This window comes from Micromonospora sp. RTP1Z1 (genome assembly GCF_033804685.1).
Classification (GTDB): Bacteria; Actinomycetota; Actinomycetes; order Mycobacteriales; family Micromonosporaceae; genus Micromonospora.
The window spans coordinates 1-22,958 of the sequence record NZ_JAPFQV010000017.1; the positions used below are offsets into that span (position 1 = coordinate 1).

The 22,958-nt window shown below is 70.9% G+C and carries 20 protein-coding genes and 1 pseudogene; 4 read left to right on the forward strand and 17 right to left on the reverse strand.

Annotated elements, in window-relative coordinates; genetic code table 11:
* Positions 1 to 102 (forward strand): annotated as a pseudogene (locus SLP03_RS11275) (IS5/IS1182 family transposase); the annotation flags it as partial.
* A gap of 368 nt (positions 103 to 470) precedes the next feature.
* On the opposite strand, the gene SLP03_RS11280 reads toward SLP03_RS11275, so the two are convergent.
* From SLP03_RS11280 to SLP03_RS11290, 3 genes are all read right to left on the reverse strand, one after another.
* Positions 471 to 3,563, reverse strand: a complete 3,093-nt coding sequence (locus SLP03_RS11280) for an Ig-like domain-containing protein (RefSeq protein ID WP_319460502.1) — start codon at positions 3,561 to 3,563, stop codon at positions 471 to 473.
* 579 nt (positions 3,564 to 4,142) lie between these two features.
* Positions 4,143 to 4,463 carry a helix-turn-helix domain-containing protein gene (locus SLP03_RS11285; RefSeq protein WP_319460503.1) on the reverse strand — a complete coding sequence of 107 codons (321 nt, stop codon included), beginning with the start codon at positions 4,461 to 4,463 and terminating at the stop codon, positions 4,143 to 4,145.
* A gap of 824 nt (positions 4,464 to 5,287) precedes the next feature.
* Positions 5,288 to 6,667, reverse strand: coding sequence for a GAF domain-containing SpoIIE family protein phosphatase (locus SLP03_RS11290; RefSeq protein ID WP_319460504.1), 1,380 nt, complete (start codon positions 6,665 to 6,667; stop codon positions 5,288 to 5,290).
* A 420-nt stretch (positions 6,668 to 7,087) separates the two neighbouring features.
* On the opposite strand from SLP03_RS11290, the gene SLP03_RS11295 reads away from it, so the two are divergent.
* Positions 7,088 to 7,285, forward strand: coding sequence for a hypothetical protein (locus SLP03_RS11295; protein ID WP_319460505.1), 198 nt, complete (start codon positions 7,088 to 7,090; stop codon positions 7,283 to 7,285).
* Between the two features lie 108 nt (positions 7,286 to 7,393).
* On the opposite strand, the gene SLP03_RS11300 is transcribed toward SLP03_RS11295, so the two are convergent.
* Complete coding sequence (locus tag SLP03_RS11300) at positions 7,394 to 8,440, reverse strand: fatty acid desaturase family protein (RefSeq protein ID WP_413644502.1); 1,047 nt, start codon at positions 8,438 to 8,440, stop codon at positions 7,394 to 7,396.
* A gap of 34 nt (positions 8,441 to 8,474) precedes the next feature.
* Positions 8,475 to 8,636: a hypothetical protein gene (locus tag SLP03_RS11305; protein ID WP_319460507.1), complete on the reverse strand. Its 162-nt coding sequence runs from the start codon at positions 8,634 to 8,636 to the stop codon at positions 8,475 to 8,477.
* A gap of 341 nt (positions 8,637 to 8,977) precedes the next feature.
* On the opposite strand from SLP03_RS11305, the gene SLP03_RS11310 reads away from it, so the two are divergent.
* Positions 8,978 to 9,790 carry an RNA polymerase sigma factor SigF gene (locus SLP03_RS11310; RefSeq protein WP_319460508.1) on the forward strand — a complete coding sequence of 271 codons (813 nt, stop codon included), beginning with the start codon at positions 8,978 to 8,980 and terminating at the stop codon, positions 9,788 to 9,790.
* A 131-nt stretch (positions 9,791 to 9,921) separates the two neighbouring features.
* Here SLP03_RS11310 and SLP03_RS11315 read toward each other — a convergent pair whose 3' ends face one another.
* The 11 genes from SLP03_RS11315 to SLP03_RS11365 form a co-directional block, all read right to left on the reverse strand.
* Positions 9,922 to 10,902, reverse strand: a complete 981-nt coding sequence (locus SLP03_RS11315; RefSeq protein ID WP_319460509.1) for an acetyltransferase — start codon at positions 10,900 to 10,902, stop codon at positions 9,922 to 9,924.
* Positions 10,903 to 11,026: 124 nt separating this feature from the next.
* The gene (locus SLP03_RS11320; RefSeq protein ID WP_319460510.1) at positions 11,027 to 11,176 is read right to left on the reverse strand and encodes a hypothetical protein; all 150 of its coding nucleotides are present in this window, start codon (positions 11,174 to 11,176) and stop codon (positions 11,027 to 11,029) included.
* Positions 11,177 to 11,193: 17 nt separating this feature from the next.
* Entirely contained in the window at positions 11,194 to 11,475 is a 282-nt protein-coding gene (locus tag SLP03_RS11325; protein ID WP_319460511.1) for a hypothetical protein, read from the reverse strand.
* A 28-nt stretch (positions 11,476 to 11,503) separates the two neighbouring features.
* Positions 11,504 to 12,193 (reverse strand): response regulator, encoded by a 690-nt coding sequence (locus tag SLP03_RS11330; protein ID WP_319460512.1) that lies wholly within the window; start codon positions 12,191 to 12,193, stop codon positions 11,504 to 11,506.
* On the reverse strand, positions 12,190 to 14,742 hold the full coding sequence (locus SLP03_RS11335; protein WP_319460513.1) for a DUF4118 domain-containing protein: 2,553 nt from the start codon (positions 14,740 to 14,742) through the stop codon (positions 12,190 to 12,192). The genes SLP03_RS11330 and SLP03_RS11335 overlap by 4 nt, the downstream gene beginning before the upstream one ends.
* Before the next feature lie 117 nt (positions 14,743 to 14,859).
* Entirely contained in the window at positions 14,860 to 15,741 is an 882-nt protein-coding gene (locus tag SLP03_RS11340; RefSeq protein WP_319460514.1) for a potassium-transporting ATPase subunit C, read from the reverse strand.
* Positions 15,741 to 17,948 carry a potassium-transporting ATPase subunit KdpB gene (gene kdpB / locus SLP03_RS11345; RefSeq protein ID WP_319460515.1) on the reverse strand — a complete coding sequence of 736 codons (2,208 nt, stop codon included), beginning with the start codon at positions 17,946 to 17,948 and terminating at the stop codon, positions 15,741 to 15,743. Before kdpB ends, SLP03_RS11340 begins: the two co-directional genes overlap by 1 nt.
* A 20-nt stretch (positions 17,949 to 17,968) precedes the next feature.
* Complete coding sequence (gene kdpA, locus SLP03_RS11350; RefSeq protein WP_319460516.1) at positions 17,969 to 19,624, reverse strand: potassium-transporting ATPase subunit KdpA; 1,656 nt, start codon at positions 19,622 to 19,624, stop codon at positions 17,969 to 17,971.
* Positions 19,624 to 19,713: a K(+)-transporting ATPase subunit F gene (kdpF, locus tag SLP03_RS11355; RefSeq protein WP_036343797.1), complete on the reverse strand. Its 90-nt coding sequence runs from the start codon at positions 19,711 to 19,713 to the stop codon at positions 19,624 to 19,626. Before kdpF ends, kdpA begins: the two co-directional genes overlap by 1 nt.
* On the reverse strand, positions 19,710 to 19,865 hold the full coding sequence (locus tag SLP03_RS11360; protein ID WP_172875764.1) for a hypothetical protein: 156 nt from the start codon (positions 19,863 to 19,865) through the stop codon (positions 19,710 to 19,712). Before SLP03_RS11360 ends, kdpF begins: the two co-directional genes overlap by 4 nt.
* A gap of 351 nt (positions 19,866 to 20,216) precedes the next feature.
* Positions 20,217 to 20,606 carry a hypothetical protein gene (locus SLP03_RS11365; protein ID WP_319460517.1) on the reverse strand — a complete coding sequence of 130 codons (390 nt, stop codon included), beginning with the start codon at positions 20,604 to 20,606 and terminating at the stop codon, positions 20,217 to 20,219.
* A 532-nt stretch (positions 20,607 to 21,138) separates the two neighbouring features.
* On the opposite strand from SLP03_RS11365, the gene SLP03_RS11370 reads away from it, so the two are divergent.
* Complete coding sequence (locus tag SLP03_RS11370; protein ID WP_319460518.1) at positions 21,139 to 21,354, forward strand: DUF6059 family protein; 216 nt, start codon at positions 21,139 to 21,141, stop codon at positions 21,352 to 21,354.
* A gap of 37 nt (positions 21,355 to 21,391) precedes the next feature.
* On the opposite strand, the gene nhaA is transcribed toward SLP03_RS11370, so the two are convergent.
* Positions 21,392 to 22,708 carry a Na+/H+ antiporter NhaA gene (gene nhaA, locus SLP03_RS11375; protein WP_319460519.1) on the reverse strand — a complete coding sequence of 439 codons (1,317 nt, stop codon included), beginning with the start codon at positions 22,706 to 22,708 and terminating at the stop codon, positions 21,392 to 21,394.
* Positions 22,709 to 22,958 lie beyond the last annotated feature (250 nt).

The window sequence follows — 22,958 nt, forward strand, 5'->3', positions numbered from 1 at the left end:
GCCTTCTTCGACCTCGCCGATGCCATCATCACCCTACGTAGCCTGATCCGGCAGGCATGGAGCCGCTACCGGTGGGACACCCGACCCACACGACGCCCATGAACCACCACCTATTTGCGCGGCCTCTATGTCGCGCGGCCTGATTTTTTCGGACAACGGGCGCCGAGGGCCCACTCGGCGCCGCTCTGCGCGGCTGCGTGGCGTGCGGGCCAAGGTGGTCGCGCGGCGACGCCGACGGATCGCGACCTGGACCACCTGCGCGGTGGTCGCCCTGGCCGGCATCGCCGCGGCCGCATCGAGCTGAGCGGGCGGCCGGGATCGACGGCGCACCTCGCCGCCGGCGAGGCAATCATGGAGTTCCTCAGCGCAGAGCAGATGGCCGGAACAGCTCCTGCGTCCGTATCTGATCCCCCGGTGACGGTTCGGGGCGGCGGCCAGGCCAGAGTGGCCCGGCCACCGCCCCTCGACGCTCAGTTGACGGTCGTTGAGATGGTCTTCGGCGGCTGTTGCAGCTGCCCGTAGTTGTCGACCGCTCTGATCGAAACGGTGTAGGCACCCGCCGGGATCACCGGCGACGTGTATGCGAAGTTCGACCCCGGCGAACCCTGGCTGGTGAGGAAGGCCGGGATCCAGACGGTCGGCGAGCCGAAGGCACCGGAGGAGTTCATCCCCTGACCCGCGCTGTTGACGATCTGGATCTCCACTCGAAGCATCCCGACGTCGTCCACGGCTCGTCCGGTGACCACGATCCTCGAGTCGGTGTAGACTTGGCCGTCCTGCGGGGTGAGGCTCGGTTCCAGCCGTGGATCGAGGTCGCCCGGATACACGAGGTATCGAGCGGTGGCGCCGGAGGTCGAACCGTCCTGCTGGCCCGCCGTGTCGACGGCCCACGCCTCGACGCTGTACTCACCCTTGGTCGGCAGGTCGATCGGCAAGGTGAACGTGGTGCTCGTCGCACCGGGCGAGGCGAGCGTGGCGTTCACCGTGGCGAAGCTCGCCGCCATGGTGCCGTTCGGCTGCACGTACCGGCCGGTGTCCAGGTCGCGCAGCGCCACCCGCACGCCCTGCACGCCCTTGTCGTCGGTCGCCGTACCGGCCAGGTCGAGGTGCAGTTGCTCGACGTTCTGGTCGACACCGGTGAAGCCCAACAGACCGTTCGGGAACGCGTCACCGGGCACCTGGGCGGTGACGGTGAGCCGGCCCAGGTTGGCGCTCGCCGTCGTCAGGCCCAGGTTGTCGGTGGCCCGTACCCGGAAGTCGTAGACGCCGGGCGTGAGCGGCACGGTGGTGTAGGACCAGTTGTACGACGCGGCGTTGAGGTTCGTCGGTGAGATCCGGTAGTAGGCCGCGATCGAGTCGGCGCCCCACGTGCCGTCGGCGGCCAGCGCCTCGCGCGTGGTGTTGTTGCGCAGATAGATCTCCACCGACTTCAGGGCGACATCGTCGCTGGCGGTCCCGGAGAACGTGATCGCGCCGCCGGGTGCGACGGTGATCGGTGCGGCGGCGGTGGGCGGTGTCATCGGCGCGGGGCTGCTGATGGCCACCGTCGGCGGGACACCCGTCGCCGAGATGATCCAGTCCCGGGTGTCGCCGCGCAGGTCACTCTGACCGGCGGTGTCGATGGCGGTGGCGGTCATCTTCCAGTCGCCCTCGATGGGGAGGGTCACCTCGACCTGCCAGGTGGTCGACACCGCGCCGATGACGTCCGGCTCGCCACGGAACGTGTTGTAGACCGGAGCGGCGGTCCCGTCGTCCTGGAGGTACCGGTTGTCCGGGGTGCGGAACGAGTACGTCATCGCGCTGACGCCCTTGTCGTCGCTGGCGGTGCCGGTGGCGATGAAGCTCTTGGTGGTGAGCAGGCCGGCGGTCGGCGCGGTGATCCTCGTCGCGGGCGGCAGGTCGTCGAACCGGAAGGTCTCGATCTTCTTGACGGCCTTAGTGGCATCGCTCGCGCCGTCGCGCCCGAACGTCTTCGCCTGGACCTGGTATTCGCCCGAGGGCAGCGACACCGAGAGGGACCACGAGGTCGAGGGAGTGTTCACCGCTGCGACTGTGGCGTTGATGCTGTTGGCGGCCCCCCACGTCGCGAGGTCGTCCTGCAGGTACTGCTTGGAGTTCCGGTTCTGGATCTCGACCTGGACTCGGGTGACGCCGGCCGGGGCGGTCGCCTTACCGTCGAGCACGAACGATGCGTTGGCGGGTTTGACCGCTCCCTCGATGGGCGTGACGATCGTCGTGTCGACCGGCGAGGACGCCGGCGCCCGGGTGAGGTCGAAGAACCCGACCCGCCCGACCGTCTTGCCGCCCTTGGTGTTGCCGTCGCCACCGACGAAGAGACCTCGCGAGGTGGCCAGCATGGCCTTCTCGCCCTCGTACGAGTTGGAGCCCGGGTTCCACTCGAGCGCCGTGCCGGTCTTCGGATCGAGCGCGCCGAGGTGGTCACGGCGGACCACCTGGTCGCCGAGGCCGTAACCGCTCAGGCCCTGGCCCGTGCCGTACCCGACGTTGTCCAGGCCCGGCCACGGGACGTTGGAGGTCGGCGATTCGTGCCAACTGAAGTGGCCGCCGACGTACACGGCCGTTTCGGTGATGGCGACCGAGTAGACGCTGTCGAAGTGACGTGACACCCAGATCGGCTCGACGTTGTCGTTGCCGGTCACCGGGAAGGCGATCGCCGTGTCGTTGATCGGCGGGCGGTCGCCGCCCGAGCCGCTGGTGACGACGAAGTAGGAGTCGTTCGGCGCGATGTCACCGGCGAAGATCCGTTGGATGCCGCCGACGAAGGAGAGGTTGTCCTCCCACAGGCGGGTGCGCCACGGCAGGAGGGCCTTGGTGGCGGTGTTGATGAGACCGACGCCGTAGCGGTCCTGGCCGGCGATCTGGCGACCAGTGTGGACGACGAGCAGCTTGCTGTCGTCGTGCGTCAGCTTGAGCTGCTGCACGGTGAGCATGCCGCCGACGCCGATGCCGCCGGTCAGCGGCAGGTTGAATCCGCTGTCCACCGCGCCAGTGGTCGGGTTGAGCGCGACCAGGCCGCTGCGACTCACGCCGTTCACCTTCGAGAACTGGCCACCCACGTACACCGCGGTGTTGCTCACGGCCAGAGCGGTTGCGCGTGCGTCCGCGGTTGCGGTGAACGCTGCGATCGGAGCACCGCTGACCGGGTTGAGCCGTACGATCTTGCGCTTCGCGACACCGCCCACCGTGTTGAACGAACCCGCGACATAGAGCGACGAACCGTCCGGCGAGGCCTCGACGGCCTCGACGGATCCGTCGAACGTCGGCCGGAAGCCCGTGTCGATCCTGCCCGTGTCGATGTTGTACGACGCCAGCGACCGCTGCGCGAGCGGCGTCGCGCCGACGTTGGCGATCGACGTGAAGGAACCGGCGATGAAGACCCGGTTTCCGACCAGCGCGATGTCCGTGATCTCGCCGTTGGTGATCCTCGGCACGTCGGTGCGCGGCGTGCTCGGCACCAGCTTGGTGTGCCCCGGCACCGGTTGGGCCGCGATCGCGACCGTTCGGGCGGCGGTGCGCACAGCCTCGCCGTCGACTGCGTTCACGACCGTGCGAGTGGTAGTGCTCGCGACATTGATGGCGGATTTGTTCGCCACCGTGCCCGCAGCCGCCGGTAGGCCGATCAACACCACAGCCCCGGCAACCAGACCCGCGACTGCGCGGCTCCGAACGTGCATCGAGACAACCCCCTGTAACGCCTGAATCGCGCTACCGGGTCGGCCCCCGGCAACGTCCACTCGCGGGCGTGCCGGAAGTCACCGTAGGAGGCAGTGCCCCCTTGCGGTACGGAGGAACGCCGGAAATCACCGCTCGACATCAATTCCGGCCCCACCGGCCGACCCCGCCACCTTAGGATCCAGACCCGCCCCACCAATCGGCTCGGTGCAGGGCTGTCCAGCGGGCCGTCGCCTGTCTGATCGGTCAGCCGCCGAAGCAGGCAGCGAAGTAGGGGGTGCGGCCGTCCGGCCGCGCCCCTTCGCGGCGAGCGAGCAGGACGAGCGCTCCGGCACCTATCCACGAGTACGGACGCCACGGACGAGGCGGGGACGATGGGCCCGCTCTGACCGGCCGCCGATCCACCGACACCAGCGGTACGCCGACGACCTCACTCGAGGGCGGGGCGGTCAGTCGTGTTGCTGCGTCCCATGCTGCTGCTTTTCGTTCTGTCGAAGGGCCTCTTCGAGCTGGTCTTCGAGGATGATGATCCGGCAGGCGGCCTCCAGGGCGGTGCCCTGGTCGACCATCTCCCGGGCTCGGGCGGCCAGGCGCAGCTGGTAGCGGGAGTAGCGGCGGTGCCCGCCGGTGGAGCGGTGCGGGTCGATCAGTTTCGCCTCGTCCAGTCGGCGCAGGAAGTCCTGCGAGGTGCCGAGCATCTCCGCGGCCTGGCCGATGGTGTAGGCGGGGTAGTCCTCGTCGCCGAACATGTCGTCGGAGTGTTGCCCCATGTCACCTCCACGTCGAGGGCCCCGGCGCTTGCGCGCCGGGGCCCAGGGTTACGGGTCAGAACACCATCTGCCGACAGGAGCGTCGGCTTGTCGTATCCGCACCGGCCAGATGTGAAGGCTTCGGGTGCGAGGATCGCATATGCGTGACCGGAGACCACCTCTCGTTCGATGGAAACTGCGGTGTCCGCCCAGCCTGGATTGACGGCTGACGGCGGGCGATCCAACGGCGTATGGCCCTCCCTTTCCTCTTCGTTCTCTTTCCCTTGCTGACGTGCGGTCCACCGGTGTCGGAGCCCACGCGACTTCATGGCCCCGCACACGTGCGGCGAACATCAGCTGGAGCCCCTGCGATGCCTTGGCCCCACCTGCGGTGCCCCGTCGCGAATCACTTCGGGGCTGGCGTGCTTCTCATTCCGTTCGTTGGGAACGGTGGAAACCTTCTCCCGTTCCCGCGCCCGTCGTGACCTCACGGCCGGGCGGTCCGTCCGCGTCTTTGTAGCTCTCTGCTCTCAACTTGAAGTAGGTTATCCCGCGCGACCGAGGATGTCTAGTTGTTTGGGCATAGATTTCCTGGCTGGTCGTTCGTAGGCTCAGCGGCAAGCCAGAGAGGTGCCAGGAAGAGCTACGGACGCGGGCAAGGGCCCAGGAAGCCGGCCCCACCTACCGGGTCGGCGCGGCCGTGGTGGTCGCGGCGGCGCCGGGACTGACCGTCACGGCCGGCACCACCGGACCCGCTTCAGCCGGCCCTGCGGCAGTTGCCACCACGGCGTAAAGGTCAAGATGAGCGACCCGCGAAGCAGATTTCCGCCGGTCGCTGATGGCTCTCACCCAGCTGGAGACGGCGATGTGTGGCCAGCTGGCACGTGCAGGACCAGGATCGCGGTGTCGTCGCTGACGTGGCCGGCGCTGAAGTCGAGCACGGCGGCTTCGACGGTAGCGGCGAGCTGCGCCGCTCTGGCATCCGGTGCGGCGGCGACCGCCTGCCGCAGCCGTTCGATGCCGAACATCGCGCGGTCCGGCGGGCGTCGGGCTTCGGTGACGCCGTCGGTGTACATGAGCAGGCTGTCGCCGCGGCGCAGCAGGGTGCGTTGGTCCCGCAGCGGGGGGTCGGGCAGCCAGCCGAGGATGAGGCCGTGCCGGCCGAGGGTCTCCACGGTGCCGTCGGCGCGGCGGATCAGCGCCGGGTCGTGGCCGCCGCAGCTGACCCGGACGGTGATGCCGTCGCGGTGGGAGCGCAGAGTGGCGTAGATGGCGGTGAGGTACTGGCTGTCGTCGGTGTACCACTCCCGCAGTGCGGCGTTGAGGGTGGTGAGGTTGGCGCTCGGGGTGGCACACCGGGCGGCGGCGGCCCGCAGCGTGTACCGGGCCAGGGCGGTGGTCTTGGCGGCCTTCGGGCCCTTGCCGGAGACGTCGCCGACGACGGCCGCCCAGCTGCCACGGGTGGAGGGGAAGACGTCGTAGAAGTCGCCGAGCACCTCGTCGCCGCCGGCGCCACGCCGGTACCGGGCGGCGGCCTCCAATCCCGGGATCAGCGGCAGCGTCGCTGGCAGCAGGCTCTCCTGCAACGTGGTGGCCAGGGTGGCGGCCTGCACCGCGGCCGCCTCGGCGCGGCGGGCCACGGCCTCGGCGTCCTCGAGGGCCACGCGCAGCGCGACCTCACCGGCCGCTGCGTGGGACAACGTTTCCAACACCTCGACGTCCCGTGCCGTCCAGTCGCGGGGTTCGGTGTCGACGACGCAGAAGGTCCCCAGCACCAGACCCTCCGGGGAGCGCACGGGGAAGCCGGCCCACGCGGCGACTCCCATCAGCTCGATCGACGGGTTGTCGTGGGTACGCGGGTCGGTGCGGGCGTCGCTGACGATCAATTCCCGGTCGGTGCCGATGACGTACTGGCAGAACGACTGCTCGACGGTGTTCTGCCGCTCGGCGGGATCGGTGGAGTCGACCCCGATGCAGCTCTTCCAGAACGAGCGGGTGTCATCGACGATCGTGACGAACGCGAACGGGGTGTCCAGCAGGGTCGCGGCGAGCCGGGACAACCGGTCGAACGGCTCCTCCGGCCCGGTGTCCAGCAACCCGGTACGCCGCACCGCCACCAGCCGGGCCGGATCGAGGATCTGCGCGGGCAGCGCCGACGCGGTGTTCTCGGATGCCGCGGGACGCGTGGGCGTGTGTTCGGTGGTGACGCCGGTCGGGCTGATCACTGCGGGTGGTTCAAGCGCGCCCACGGCGCGCCCGGTGCGGCATGCACCGCCGGCGTGCGGGTCACCGCCACTCGGCACTGCCTGGTCGTCACCATTGTCACGCCACCATCCTACGCGCAGGCGACGCTCGCAGATCGACGCCCGCGCCAGCGGTGCGGCGCCGGACGGAGCCGGTCACGGAGTGTGCTTGCGATGGGACAGGCGTGCGCGGTGGGAGTGCGCATCGGGGGCGGTCAGCAGCGGCGGCGCATGACGGACGGCCGCGCCGGGTATGGTGCGGTGTGTAGGTGTCGCCGGGCGGTCGCCCGCGATCGAGACACCGCCATCGGGCGCCAGTGCGAGCGCCGGCCTGTTATGAGATTGCGCGGCAAGAACTGCCCGCGACCCGATGCACTCATCTGCCGAAAATGGGACTGCTGCATGACATCGAACGGCAATGATCGACCAGCGTTGTTTCTCGCCACGCCGGCCGCCGACGGGATCGACGACCCGGGCGTGACTTTCGACGGCAGCGAGGAGGCGATGCGGCGGCTACGCCATCCGTTCGCGGCGGACCCGGCGCGCCCATCGCAGCGGCCGACGGGAACCGCGGGCGACGAACCGGAGCGGCGCGACTGATCCAGCGGGTCGCCCGCCACTGGAGACGACACCGCCCGACGGCGGCACGCAACCGGCTCGCCCCGTGGAGGGGCGCCCCGGGCGCCTTCTTCGACGCGGCAGAGCGGCTCAGCGCATCGCATCGTCCGTCCGCGGTTCACGGGAGCCGATGTCGTTCAGGTGGCGCAGCGCCTCCGCCCAGGAGCGACCCAGGGTGGTTTCGTGGTAGTCGATGTCGTGCTCGGCGCAGAATCGCCGAATCAATGGCCGGGCATGGCGCAGCTTGGGAGACGGCATGCTCGGAAACAGGTGATGTTCGATCTGATAGTTCAGACCACCGAGCACGATGTCGAGGAACAGCCCGCCACGGACGTTGCGGGAGGTGAGGACCTGCCGCCGCAGATAGTCGACGTTGTCGTCGGCACCGAGGATCGGCATGCCCTTGTGGTTCGGGGCGAAGGAGCAGCCGAGGTAGAGGCCGAGGACACCCTGGTTGACGAGGATGAACGCGACCGCCTGCGGCGGCCTCAGGACCAGGAACACAGCGGCGAGGTAGCCGCCCAGGTGCAGGGCCAGCAGTCCGGCTTCGGCGGGTCGACGCGCGATGCGACGCGGGCCGAAGACGGTTCGCACGCTGTTGACGTGCAGGTGCAGGCCTTCCAGCAGGAGCAACGGGAAGAACAGGTACGCCTGGTAGCGGACCATCAGTGCGCCGAGGCCGCGCCGTCGCCGGGCCTGGCCGGTGGTGAAGGACAGGGGCGCCACGGTGATGTCGGGGTCCTTGCCTTCGGTGTTCGGGTGGGCGTGGTGCCGGTTGTGCTTGTCGACCCACCAGCCGTAGCTGAACCCGGTCAGGAGGTTGCCGTGCACGATGCCGATCAGGTCGTTCGCCCGGCGCGAGCGGGCTATCTGCCGGTGCCCGGCGTCGTGACCGATGAACCCGGCCTGCGCGAAGACCACCGCGAGGGCCACCGCGACGCCGAGCTGCCACCACGATTCACCCAACCGGACGAACAGGGCCCACAGTCCGGCGAAGGAACCGACGACGAGGCCGATCCGCACCGCGTAGTAGCCCCGCCGCCGCTCGAGCAGACCCGCTGCGCGGACCTGCCGGGACAGATCGGCGTAGTCGCTGCCGCGATGGCGGTCGACGCCCAGGCTGGTGTCGCTCACGATGATTGCTCCCGCCTGTCCTTCTCCATCGGCTGTCTCAACGGCGCCGGCTCGACCAGCCGGCCACGCCGGCCATGAGCTGTTGAAGCTTGTGCCGGGTGTCGGGTTTGGCCGCATGGCGGCGGCCACCCTGCATCAGGTCACGCCCCTGGGAGCTGCTGAGCAGGCCCTTGATCCGTCGACTCATCGGTCCCGACATCACGGGTGCACTCCTTCCTGACCGGCCAACTGTCGGCTGACTCGCGCCGCGCCACCCTTAGTGTCAGCGATCGCAGGAGCGCGTCAGGGCGGATTGGGGGATAACCCGCCATCGCCGACCAGCTCGGCCCCATGCTGCGCCGGTTCATACTTTCGGCTAGTAATCATTCAATCTTTCGGGTAACGTTCGCACCATCAACTGAACGACATGACGCGGTGGCAAGGCCCGTGGTCGTGGCCTTTGCGACAGCGCACCTGCCCGTACGTGCGCTCCCGGCGGCAGCCGGTTCGGAGATCTTCCGGTCGACCCGATCGACGGGCACGTGCGGGAAGGACCATCCCATGGTCACCACCTTCGAACCGACGACCAGCACGCGCTTCGGCCAGCGGACCAGCGCGCAGAGCGCCGACAGCGCGAACGGCCTCCTGGCCGCGATGGCCGCAGCCCCCGCAGACGACCCCCGCCGGCCGGCGCTGCGGGAACGCACCATCGAGGCGTGGTTGCCGCTCGCCCGCCACCTGGCGCGCCGCTACTCGGGACGCGGCGCACCCGACGAGGACCTGGCCCAGATCGCCGCGGTCGGGCTCATCAAGGCCGTCGACCACTTCGACCCCACCCGGGGCGTCGACTTCACCGGGTACGCCATCCCGACCATCATCGGCGAGATCAAACGGTATTTCCGCGACCGCACCTGGGCCATCCGGGTGCCCCGCCGCCTGCAGGAACTCCGCCTGTCGATCAGCGAGGCGAACAGCACCCTCAGCCACACGTTGGGCCGATCGCCGACCGTGGCCGACATCGCGACCTACCTCGACGTGTCGGAGGAGGCGGTCCTGGAAGGACTGGAAGGAGCCCGCGCCTACCGGGCCACCTCGCTGTCGACCCCGACCGGCGCTGACGGCAACATGGAACTCGGCGACACCCTCGGCGCCGTCGATCACGACCTCGACCTGGTGGAGATCCGCGTCGCCCTCGGCCCGGCACTCGCCACGCTGCCGGAACGCGAGCGCAGGATCCTCAGCATGCGCTTCCACGGCGACCTCACCCAGGCCCAGATCGCCGACCAGATCGGCGTCTCGCAGATGCACGTCTCCCGGCTCATCACCCGAGCGCTGGCCAAGCTGCGCAGCCAGCTCTCCGACGACCACGCCTGAACCGCCGGCACCGGATACCTGGTCAGCCGGGGCCTGGCCAAGGCCGGCAGCCGCTCCGCCCACAACGCCTGATCCTTTTACGGTTCCGCCGCCCGGTCGCCGCATGTGCGACCGGGCGGCGGCATGTCCGATCAGCGATTGGGGCCGGAGCAAGGGTGGGCCCGGTTGGCCACGGACCCGGCAGCGAGCGCCGAGCCGGGCGTGAGGGCCGAGCCGGACGGCGGACTGGCGGCGGGTTCGAAGACGACCCGGGACCGCAACTGCCGGAACCCGGTCCGTTCCAGTTCCGCCACCACCGCTACCCGGTGGGCGTCCACGTCGGCGACCACCTCCCGGGCGCCGCCGGCGGCCAGCACCCGGACCGCCTCTGCTAGCAGTTCACCCCGGACGGCCTCGTCGAGCAGGCCGAGGTAGGCGATGAGCGGGTAGCAGGCCTGCCCGGCGGTTCCGACCAGGCCCACCGGCTCCCCGGCGTCCAACGCGACGCGCCAGTCCCCGGCCGGGCCGGTCAGCCAGGCCAGCGGGTCGGTTGCCAGGTCCACCCCGCCGACCGCCCGCGCCACCTCCATGCCGGTCAGCACCTCCGGCTCGGCGATCCGGGCGACCATGGCGTTGATCTCCGCCGCGTCGGCCGCCGGGCGGAAGGTGAACCGGCCGGAGGCCGCCGGCAGCGGCGTGCCCGTCCAGGAGCATCTCAGCCGCTCCCCGCGCTCGACCAGCCCGGAGAGCCGGGCCGCCGCCATCGGCGCCTTCATCACGGCCAGCACCTCCGGCCGGCGCCGCCAGTGCGCCGGCATGGCCGCGTAGTACAACCGGGGGCCGCCGAGCGCCTCGTGGGCGGCGCGCAGCAGCGCGGCGCCCACCTCCGGCTCGGCGTCCAGGTCGAACCGTTCCAGCCAGGGGGCGCCGACGGCGCCCGGCGGCAGGACCCAGGCCGCCCGGCCGACCACGCGGCCGGCTCGGAGGGCGACCCAGGTGTTCTCGGCCCGGTAACCGCCGCCGGCGATCCCGTCGGCGTAACCGACCTGGCGCAGTTGGGGCAGCGGATCGGGCATGGACTCGAACAGATTTTCCTCGCCCGCGACGAGCGGACGGATGACCAGATCGGTCATAGGTTGATCCTCCGGAAAGCGAGCGCCCCGGGGTCAGATCCGCGTGGACGCCGGGGCGCGGAGGGGGCGCAGAACATCGGACATTGTTCTGACCTCCTCCCAGCTCGACGGCGTGCCGGAAAATCTACTCGACGCACTCCACCCGCGACAAGCGACTGATCATCTGGTCGGTGTCGATGGCGAGTGGGGTGGGGAACTCGAACAGCCGCAGACCGGTACCGAGCGCGACCGGATGGACGATGAGGTCGTACTCGTCGATGAGGCCCTGGCGCACCAGCGACCGCGCAAACCTCACTCTGCCGGAGACAGCGATGTCCGCCCTGGCTGCTGCTTGAGCCATGCGATCTCGGTGGCGGGATCAGCGGTGGCCAGCCGCGCGTTCCGCCAACCCACGCGGTCCAGCGAACCAGAAAATGCGATCGTGCTGGCGTCGTTCATCGGCGTCGCGATCTCGCCCGTCGAATGTGGCCGTTGTGCCGCCTGTCCCTGGAAGTTGACGCGCCCCATCAGGTGGGTGTCGAACGCCGCCCACATCCAGTCGAGTTCCCCGCCCGGTCCCGCGACGAAAGCCATCCAGCGAGACCTGCATGCTTCCTGGCGGTCAGGGTCGGTACCGGTAGCCCATGCCCGGTTCGGTGATGAGGTGGCGGGGGCGGGCGGGGTCGTCCTCGAGCTTGCGCCGCAGTTGGGCCATGTACTGGCGCAGGTAGTTGGTCTCCTGCTGGTACTCCGGGCCCCACACGTCGTGCAGCAGCTGGCGCTGGCTGATGAGCTTGCCCGGGTGGCGCAGCAGCTTCTCCAGCATCGCCCACTGGGTGGGGGTGAGCTTGACCTCGGCACCGTCGTCGCGGGTGACGGTCCGGTCGGCGAGGTTGATCGTGTGGCGACCGACCCGTGGAGCGACCACGGAGGCGGCGTCGGCCGGCGTGGCGGTGAGGCGGCGGGTCACCGCCCGGACACGGGCGAGGAGTTCGTCGACGCCGAAGGGCTTGGTGACGTAGTCGTCGGCCCCGGCGTCCAGCGCGGCGACCTTGTCCTCGCTGCCGGCCCGGCCGGAGAGCACGATGATCGGCACGGTGGTCCAGCCGCGCAGGCCGCGGATGACGTCGACGCCGTCGAGGTCGGGCAGCCCGAGGTCGAGCACCACGAGGTCCGGCGGATGCGAGGCGGCGGCCTTGAGCGCCGCGGTGCCGGTCTCGGCGACCTGGACGTCGTAGCCGCGGGCGCGCAGATTGATCCGCAGGGCGCGCAGGATCTGCGGTTCGTCGTCGACGACGAGGATGCGGGTCATTCCTGCGGTCCTTCCGTCGCGGTGTCGGTGGCCGCCGGCAGCCGCAGGACCATGGTGAGGCCACCACCCGGCGTGGTTTCCGGGGTGATGCTGCCACCCATCGCCTCCGCGAGACCGCGGGACAGGGCGAGACCGAGGCCGACGCCGGTCTGGTTGTCCCGGTCACCGAAGCGCTGGAACGGCAGGAAGACGTGCTCCCACTGGTCTTCGGGGATCCCGGGCCCGGTGTCGATGACCCGCAGCTCGACCTGCCCGGCGTGCGCGCTGGCGGTGACCGTGGGCGGTTGCCCGGGCGGGCTGAAGCGCAGCGCGTTCGCGACGAGGTTGACCAGCACCCGTTCCAGCAGGCCCGGATCGGCGGTGGCGGCGGGCAGGTCGGCGGGGATGTCGGTGCTGACGTCGGCCGCGGCCGGGCCGAGTTCGTCCAGGGCCCGGGGTACGGCGTCCTCCAGTCCGATCGCGGCGCGGGTGACGCCCAGCGCGCCGGCCTGCAGGCGACTCATGTCGAGCAGGTTCGCCACCAGCCGGCCGAGCCGGTCGAGGGACTCGTCGGCGGTGGCCAGCAGTTCCTCACGGTCGTCGGCGTCGAACTCGATGTCGGGGCTGCGCAGGCTGCTCACCGCGGCCTTCGCCGATGCCAGGGGCGTACGCAGGTCGTGGCTGACCGCGGCGAGCAGCGCGGTGCGCATCCGGTCGGCCTCGGCGAGCGGCCGGGCGGTGGCGGCTTCCTCGGCGAGGCGCTCCTGCCTGAGGGCGACGGCGGCCTGGGCGGCGAAGGCCTCGACGATGCGCCGGTCGGCGGCCTCCAGCCGCCGGCCGCTGAGCACCACGGTGAGCCGGTCGTCCACCGGTACCGCGGTCTCCCCCGCACTCGGGCTGCACGCCGGCCGGTCACCGACGCTGGCCACCAACCGCCAGGCGCCCTCGTCGCGGGCGCGGTCGGGTCGTCCCTCGGCGTCGGCGGCGAGTTCCAGGACGCTGACCGCGCGCAGTCCGAAGGTTTCCCGGAGCCGGTCGAGCAGGGCCGGCAGCGGACGTTCGCCGCGCAGCACGCCGCCGGCGACGGTGGCCAGGGTCTGCGCGTCGGCGGAGGCGCGCGCGGCCTCCCGGGTCCGGCGCGCGGCGACGTCGACGACCCAGCTGACCGCGACGGCGACGCCGACGAAGACGCCGAGGGCGAGCAGGTTGTCCGCCTCGGCGATGGTCAGCGTGTGGAAGGGCGGGGTGAAGAACCAGTTCAGCAGCAGCGACCCGCCGAGCGCGGCGACCAGCGCCGGCCAGAGGCCGCCGACCAGCGCCACGCCGACGACGCCGGTGAGGAAGAGCAGGATGTCGTTGGTGAGGCTGAGATCGGGCAGTGCCAGCAGCAGCAGGGTGAGCAGCGGCATGCCGAGACCGGCGAGCGCGAAGCCGAGCAGCCGGCGGCGCCGGGACAGCGCCGCCGGCACTCCGCTGGTCCGCCGGCCGCGACCCGCCTGGGGGTGGGTCACCAGGTGGACGTCGATCGGCCCGGACAGCGCGGTGGTGGTCATCCCGACGCCGCGCGAGAGCAGTTGCGCGAAGCGGCCGCGCCGGCTGGCGCCGAGCACGAGCTGGGTGGCGTTGACGCCGCGGGCGAAGTCGAGCAGTGCGACGGGTACGTCGGTGCCGAGGACCTGGTGGTAGGTGCCGCCGAGGCTTTCCACCAGCATCCGCTGCCGGGCGAGTTGGGCGGGGTCGGCGTCGGCCAGCCCGTCGCTGCGGGCGACGTACACGGCGAGCAGGTCGGCGCCCTTGCTGCGGGCGGCGATCCGGGCCGCACGCCTTATCAGCGTCTCGCCCTCCGGCCCGCCGGTGAGCGCGACGACGACCCGCTCGCGGGCTTCCCAGGTGGCGGAGATGCCCTGCTGGGCGCGGTACCGGTCGAGCTGCTCGTCGACCTTGTCGGCGAGCCAGAGCAGCGCCAGCTCACGCAGCGCGGTGAGGTTGCCGACCCGGAAGTAGTTGCCCAGGGCCGCGTCGATCTTGTCGGGCCGGTAGATGTTGCCGTGGGCCATCCGGCGGCGCAGCGCCTCCGGCGTCATGTCGACCAGTTCCACCTGTCCGGCGGCGCGGACGATCTCGTCGGGGACGGTCTCCCGCTGGGTGGTGCCGGTGATCTGGGCGACGACGTCGTTGACCGATTCCAGGTGTTGGACGTTGACGGTGGAGAGGACGCTGATGCCGGCGTCGAGGAGCTCCTGGATGTCCTGCCAGCGCTTCTCGTGCCGGGAGCCGGGGACGTTGGTGTGGGCCAGTTCGTCGACGACGGCGACCTCGGGCCGGCGGTCCAGCAGGGCGTCCAGGTCCATCTCGGTGAATCCGGTGCCGCGGTAGGTGATCTCACGCCGCGGCACGACCTCCAGGTCGCCGATCATCGCGTCGGTGTGCGCGCGGCCGTGGGTCTCGACCAGGCCGACCACCACGTCGGTGCCGCGTTCGGCCCGCCGCCGCGCCTCCTCCAGCATCGCGTACGTCTTGCCGACGCCGGGGGCGGCACCCAGGTAGATCCGGAGTTCTCCTCGTGGCACGCAGAACATCCTTCCTGCTCGGGAGCCGCCACGACACCGACCGGGGTCGGTGTCGTGGCGTGGGGGCCGGAGGCATGGGCGAGGCCGGTCGGGTCCGGCCTCGCCCATCGCGGTGGATCAGCGAGCCGGGAACTGCCGGTCGAGGGCGACGTTGAGCTCCAGGACGTTCACGCCCGGTTCGCCCATGAAGCCCAGCGACCGTCCGGTGGTGTGCTGGTCGATCAGGCGACGGACCGCCGCCGGGTCCGCGCCCCGCTCGCGCGCGACCCGGTTGACCTGCAACTTCGCGTACGGCGGGGAGATCTGCGGGTCGAGGCCGCTGCCGCTGGCGGTCACCGCGTCGGACGGCACCGCCGAGTCGGCGGGGGCGTCACCGCGCATCGGGGTGATCACCCCGCCGGCCGCCACGTAGTCCTCGCCCGCCTTGGCCAGCTCGACCGGCACGCCCTGGTACGAGGCGACGAACGGCGTGGCCGGGGCGGTCTGGTTGACGCTGACCACTCGGGTGATCCGGCCGGTGAGGCCGTCGGCGCGGAACACCGCGAGCACGGCCCCGACCCCGTCGGGCGTGCAGTACGGTCGCCGGCCGTCGACGCCCTCGAGCTCCCCGACGGCCTTGCTGCGGGCGCAGACCTGGGTGAGCAGGCTCGGGGTCGACTCGGCCGGATCGGTCGCGATGGTGTCGACGACGCTCTCCGGGCCGAGGTTGCTGGCCGCGGTCGAGGTCGGGTCGTAGCCGTCGCCGGCGGCGGACGGGCGGGACTGGAAGTAGCGCGGGACGGGGTTGCCGTCGGCGTCGGTGAAGGACTGCCCGATCAGTGCGCTGCCGACGGTCTTGCCGTTAGCGGTGAGCAGCGAGCCGTCCGCCTTGTCGTGCAGGCCGGGCAGCCGGCCGACGGCGACCAGGGCGAGCGGGTAGGCCAGGCCGAGCAGCACGGTGAAGACGAGCAGCGTGCGCAGGGCGGCGAGGTGTTGGGCGAGCCAGGTGGGTAGGCGCATCACGAGATCCCTGGGATGAACTGGATGAGCAGGTCGATGAGCTTGATGCCGATGAACGGCACGATGATGCCGCCGAGGCCGTAGACCAGCAGGTTGCGGCTGAGCAGCTTCGACGCGGCGGCGGGTCGGTAGCGCACGCCCCGCAGGGCGAGCGGGATGAGCGCGATGATCACCAGGGCGTTGAAGATCACCGCGGAGAGGATCGCCGACTCGGGGCTGGCCAGCCGCATAACGTTGAGCGTGTCCAGGCTCGGGTACAGGCCGGCGAACATGGCCGGGATGATCGCGAAGTACTTGGCGATGTCGTTGGCGATGGAGAAGGTCGTCAAGGCTCCCCGGGTGATCAGCAACTGCTTGCCGATCTCCACGATCTCGATCAGCTTGGTCGGGTCGGAGTCGAGGTCGACCATGTTGCCGGCCTCCTTGGCGGCCGACGTGCCGGTGTTCATGGCGACACCGACGTCGGCCTGGGCTAGGGCGGGGGCGTCGTTGGTGCCGTCGCCGGTCATCGCGACCAGTCGACCGCCCTCCTGCTCCTTGCGGATCAGGGCGAGCTTGTCCTCCGGGGTGGCCTCGGCGAGGAAGTCGTCCACGCCGGCCTCGTCGGCGATCGCCTTCGCCGTACGCGGGTTGTCGCCGGTGATCATCACGGTCCGGATGCCCATCCGGCGCATCTCGTCGAACCGCTCCCGCATGCCGGTCTTGACGACGTCCTTGAGGTGGATGACGCCCAGGGTGCGGGCCGGCTCCCCGTCGAGGTGCTCGGCGACCACCAGCGGGGTGCCGCCGATGCCGCTGATCTCGTCGACGAGCTGGCCGACCTGCTCGGTCGGGCGACCGCCGTTCTCCCGGACCCACTTCATGACCGCGGTCGCGGCGCCCTTACGGATCTGGCGCATCGGCCCGGTGGCCCCGCCGTCGACGCTGGCGTCCGGGGTGAGGTCCACCCCGCTCATCCGGGTCTGCGCGGTGAACGGCACGAACGTGGCGTGCGGGATCAGGCCGGGCTCGCGCTCCCGCAGCCCGAAGGCGTTCTTCGCGAGGACGACGACGGAGCGCCCCTCGGGGGTCTCGTCGGCGAGGCTGGACAGCTGGGCCGCGTCGGCGACCTGCTCGGCGGTCACGCCCTCGACGGGCAGGAACTCGGCGGCCTGCCGGTTGCCCAGGGTGATCGTGCCGGTCTTGTCGAGCAGCAGGGTGTTGACGTCGCCGGCGGCCTCGACGGCCCGGCCGCTCATCGCCAGGACGTTGCGCTGCACCAGCCGGTCCATGCCAGCGATGCCGATGGCAGAGAGCAGCGCGCCGATCGTGGTGGGGATCAGGCAGACCAGCAGCGACACCAGGACGACGCCGGTGACGCCCGCGTCGGTGATCGCGCCGCTGTCCGGCGCGGCCGCCTGGTACCCCTTGGAGAAGATCGCCAGCGGCTGGAGAGTGACCACGGCCAGCAGGAAGATGACGGTGAGCGCGGCGAGCAGGATGTTCAGCGCGATCTCGTTCGGCGTCTTCTGTCGGTTCGCGCCCTCGACGAGGGCGATCATCCGGTCGATGAAGCTCTCCCCCGGCTTCTGGGTGATCTTGACGACGATCCGGTCGGAGAGCACCTTCGTACCGCCGGTGACCGCGCTGCGGTCGCCGCCCGACTCGCGGATCACCGGCGCGGACTCGCCGGTGATGGCGGACTCGTCCACGCTGGCGATGCCCTCGACCACGTCGCCGTCGCCCGGGATGATCCCGCCCGCCTCGACCAGGACGACGTCGCCCTGCTTCAGCGCGGGGGCCGGCACGGCCTCGTCACGGTAGGTGTTCGCCGCGGCGCCGGGCGTCCAGCCGATCAGCCGGGTCGCGATGGTGTCCCTCTTCGCCTGGCGCAGGGCGGCGGCCTGCGCCTTGCCCCGGCCCTCGGCGACCGCCTCGGCCAGGTTGGCGAAGAGGACGGTCAGCCAGAGCCAGACGGTGATCGCCCAGGCGAACACCGACGGTTCGGTCACCGCCAGGACGGTGGTGAACGCGGCGCCGATCTCGACGATCAGCATCACCGGGTTGCGCCACAGGGTGCGCGGGTCGAGCTTGCGCAGCGCGTCCGGCAGCGACCTGATGAGCTGTTTGGGGTCGAGCAGGCCCCCGCCGACCCGGTCGCCGTGGGTGGCCGGAGTGCCGGCGGTCGGCTGTTCTTCGGTCCCGGATGTCACTGGCGTGACGGACATGTCCTTGTTCCTCATGGTGGTCACAGTCCTTCGGCCAGCGGGCCGAGAGCGAGTGCGGGCAGGAAGGTCAGCGCGACGAGGATCACCGTGACGCCGACGACCATTCCGATGAACAGCGGTCGGTGGGTCGGCAGGGTGCCCTCGGAGGCGGGGGTGGGTGCCTGGCGGGCCAGCGAGCCGGCCAGCGCGAGCACGAAGATGATGGGCAGGAACCGGCCGAGCAGCATGCACAGCCCGAGCGCGGTGTCCCACCACGTCGTGTTGACCGTGATGCCGGCGAAGGCGGAGCCGTTGTTGTTGCTCGCCGAGGTGAACGCGTAGAGCACCTCGGACAGCCCGTGCGGTCCGACGTTGAGCGCCGTCGAGTTGTTGCCGGTCGCGAACGCGGCCGCGGTGCCGACCAGCACCAGCGCCGGGGTGATCAGGAAGTACAGCGAGGCGAACTTGATCTCCCGCGATCCGATCTTCTTGCCCAGGTACTCCGGGGTGCGGCCGACCATCAGGCCGGCGACGAAGACGGTGATCACCGCCAGGATGAGCAGACCGTAGAGGCCGGAACCGGTGCCGCCGGGCGCGACCTCGCCGAGCATCATGTTGACCATCGTCATCATGCCGCCGAGCGAGGTGAACGAGTCGTGGAACGAGTTCACCGCACCGGTCGAGGTCAACGTGGTGGCGGCGGCGAAGGTGGCCGAGTTTGATACGTCGAACCGCACCTCCTTGCCCTCCAGGGCCGCGCCCACCGCCTGCGGCACGGTCCCGTGCCCGGCGAGCTCGAAGACGTTGGTCAGGGCGACGCTGACGAACGCCAGGATCCCCATCACGGCCGCGATCGCGTAGCCCTGCCGGTTCTGCCCGACCATCCGGCCGAAGACCCGGGGCAGGCTGAACGGGATCAGCAGGAGCAGGAAGATCTCCAGCCAGTTGGTCCAGGTGGTCGGGTTCTCGAACGGGTGGGCGCTGTTGACGTTGTAGAAGCCACCGCCGTTGGTGCCGAGCTCCTTGATCGCCTCTTGGCTGGCGACAGGGCCACCGGTGACGGTCTGGGCGCCGCCGGTCAGGGTGGTCACGTCGGTGCCGCCCGAGAGGTTCTGCACCGCGCCGCCGATCATCAGGGCGAGCGTGGCGAGCACCGCGATCGGCAGCAGGATCCGCAGGGTGGTCCGGATCAGGTCGACCCAGAAGTTGCCCAGCTCGCCGGTGCGGCTACGGGCGAAGCCACGGACCAGCGCGACCGCGACGGCGATGCCGACGGCGGCGGAGACGAAGTTCTGCACCGCCAGGCCGGCCATCTGCACCAGGTGGCCCATCGTCGACTCACCCGAGTACGACTGCCAGTTCGTGTTGGTCACGAACGACACCGCGGTGTTCCAGGCGCCGTGCGGCACCACCGGGTCGAAGCAGAGCGACAGCCAGAGGTGGTTCTGCAGGCGCTGGAACGCGTACAGGAACAGGATCGAGACGGCAGAGAAGGCCAGCACGCTGCGGGCGTACACGCCCCAGGACTGCTCGGCGGCCGGGTTCACCCCGACCAGCCGGTAGATCCCCCGCTCCACCCGGGACTGCCGGGTGCCGGAGACCACCCGGTACATGTGGTCGCCGAAGGGTTTGTAGACCGCGACGAGCGCCGCGATCAGGGACAGGATGAAGATGACGCCGGCTGTTGTCATGGTCATCAGAAGCGCTCCGGGAACAGCAGGGCGACCACCAGGAACACACCCAGGCCGATCGCCAGCACCAGGCCGACGGCGTTGACGGCACTCACAGCTTCTCCACCGCCCGTACCACCAGGGCGAGCGCCGCGAACAGCGCCACCGTCACCAGCACGAACACCACGTCAGACACAGCTGACTCCTCATCGCGGACTCGTTCGTCACGACCGCCTTCCGGTCGCGCCGGGCAATCAAAACGCCACACCCCCGGAACGGACAGGGGCTATAACACGACCATCACGGGGAACCGTCGATATTTGACGCGCTTTTCACGCAGGCCCCTTGTCGGGTGAAGGCGGTCACAGCACGCGACCGGCAGCGGGTACGGCTTCCGCGCGGGCTGCAGCCGACGGTCGTCGGCGCGACGGGCGGTGCACAGGTGGGTCCAGTCCTCGCCCAGGTCGCGAGGTCGGCGAAGGTGTGCGCCGAGCTGGCCGCGAAGACGCGACCGGGGCGTGGCCACCAGTCCTGGCCACGCCCGGTCACCAGCTCCACGGCGATCGACAGGCCGGCGCCGGCCGCACCGGTCGTCCCGTCCTGGGCGGCTTCGGCGGGCTCACGCCGCACCGGGACCGCCCGGCGCGTCGTCCGGCGGCGCCACCACGCTGGTACGGGACCTGACCACGGAGGGGTACCAATCTGCATCCTGGCCATGGGTCGGGGCCATCGCGCGCAGGTGCCGGTAACCGGCGCCGAGGACCGCGACGAACGTGGCCATCGCCAAAGCCGTCACCGCGGCGACCGCCCGCTGGTCAGCCACCAATGCCGCGTACGCCCCGGCGGCGACGGCGACGAGGAGCGCCCGGGCCGGGAGGTCCACCGGCGGGAACACGGCGGCACCCAACAGCACCGTCCCGACCATCCCCGCCCAGCCGACCGCGACGCTGATCCCGGTCGGCGTCGGCTCCCCGTACGTCCTGGTTCCCTGATCTCGATCGACACCCACGGCACGCCTCCGGCGACAGCGAGGGCTCGCACCTCAGGCCCGCCTTGGGCCATATACCAGTCCCGGCCGGCAACCGCCGTCGATGGCTTTCACGCGTTCGCTACGCCCGGCGAAGGATTCTTGACATCGCTTTGACGGCCCGCCGGCAGCCGCCTCCGAAGCCGTTCCGGGATGTCCCTCGTTCTGCCAGGCCTGCTCGGTCCGGGCCGGATCCTGGTCGGTGGCGAAGAGGTGGTGACCGATGACCAGGGTGTCGCCCCGCTCGCTGCCGGAGTGGCGGGGGGTTCGGGCGGGCGGTTGCCGTGCCGGCGGGCGGTAGGCGGTGGGCGGTGCCGGGCGGGCAGGCGGCGGGCCGCACCGCCCGGACATGGCGGGCGGCGCCGATTCCGGCCACCCGTCCACGTCGAGCGTTCCTCGAGCCGGTGCACCGACCATGGCAGCACCGACACCATCAGGCGTCGGGGCGATGCGGGCAGAATGGGTGTGGGTGGTGAGGTCGGTGCCGGCTGGTTACGTGCGATGGCTCCGGACGGTGTCCCGGACCCTGTGGCTGGGCCTGCAACACTGCGGTGCCAGCTACACCGGCCTGATCCTGCCGCCGCACGCCGCCACGCCGGGCCCGGGCGGTACGACCCCGGCGGCCACCGCCCCGGCATCGGGGCACCCCGAGCGGCTCGCGGCCCACCTGCCGATGTCGCCGGCGGAGGAACGTCTCTGGGCGGACCTCGGCCACCGCCGGGAGGGCTGACCGCCGCCGGAACGGGACGCGGCGCGGGAGGGCCGGGTCAGCCGGTCGGCCGGTCCGGCCCCGGCTGGTAGATGTCCGGCACGCCGTCCCGGTCGTGGTCCACGGTCTCCGCCTCGTACACCCGGCGGTAGAGGCGGCCGCGGGCGCGCAGGATGACCGTGGCCACCGTCGCGGCGAGCAGCGACCCGGTGAGCACGGCGACCTTGACGTGACCGTCCCGTTCACTGCCCAGACCGAAGGCCAACTCGCCGATCAGCAGCGACACGGTGAACCCGATGCCGCCGAGCAGGGCCAGGCCGAGCACGTCGAGCCAGTTGAGACCCTCGTCCAGATCCGCGCGGGTGAAGCGGGAGACCAGCCAGGTGGCGGCCATGATGCCGACCGGTTTGCCGACGATCAGGCCGAGGACGATGCCGAGCGCGACCCGGTCGGTCAGCGCGGTGGCCAGGCCGGCGACACCGCCGATGGTGACACCGGCGGAGAGGAACGCGAAGACCGGCACCGCGATGCCGGCGGAAATCGGCCGGAACCGGTGCTCGAAGTGCTCGGCCAGCCCCCGGCCGGCGTCAGGACCGCCCGCGGCGTCGCTGCGGATCACCGGGACGGTGAAGGCCAGCAGGACCCCGGCCACGGTGGCGTGCACCCCGGACGCGTGCACCAACGCCCAGGTCACCGCCGCCAGGGGCAGTAGTAGCCACCAGGACCGGACCCGCCGCTGCACCAGCACGGCGAAGATCGCGAGTGGGACCAGCGCGCCCAGCAGCGGGACGACCGACAGGTGCGCGGTGTAGAAGACGGCGATGATCACGATCGCGAGCAGGTCGTCGACGACCGCCAGGGTGAGCAGGAAGGTACGCAGCGCCGACGGTAGGAAGCGACCCACCACGGCGAGCACGGCGAGGGCGAAGGCGATGTCCGTCGCGGTGGGGATCGCCCACCCCTTCGCACCGTCAGCGCCCGCGATCAGCAGGTAGAGCCCGGCCGGTACGAGCACTCCGCCCGCCGCCGCCGCCACCGGCACCGCCGCCCGGCGCGGGTCCCGCAGGTCGCCGGCGACGAACTCGCGCTTCAGCTCCAGCCCGGCGACGAAGAAGAAGATCGCCAGCAGGCCGTCGGCGGCCCAGCTGGCCATGCTGAGGTCCAGATGCAGCGACGCCGGACCGAAGCGGAGGTCGCGTAACGACTGGTAGCCGTCCGACCAGGGGGAGTTCGACCATGCCAGGGCAAGCACCGCGCCGATGAGCAGCAGCACCCCGCCGACCGTCTCCTTGCGGAGGATGGCGGAGATGCGGCTGGTCTCGCCCCAGGAGCGGCGGGCGAACAGGCTGGCACGGCGCCGGGCGGCGTCGGTCACGGGGTCTCCTCGTCGACAGGGGTCGCGTCATCCATCGCCGACCAGACTTCCCGGCACACCAGGGCTACCACGTTATCCGACACCCGCTGCAGCACATCGACGAACGAGAGCAGCCCCGTCGAGGCCCCGAAACGATGACCGTGGAGCTGAGCGGGGGTCGGGGGACCGCGCTAGGCTCGTCTCACGGGGCTCCCATAGGGCATCACCGCTCTTCGACACCCACACCGACGCCGTACCGCCCCGGGCTTTG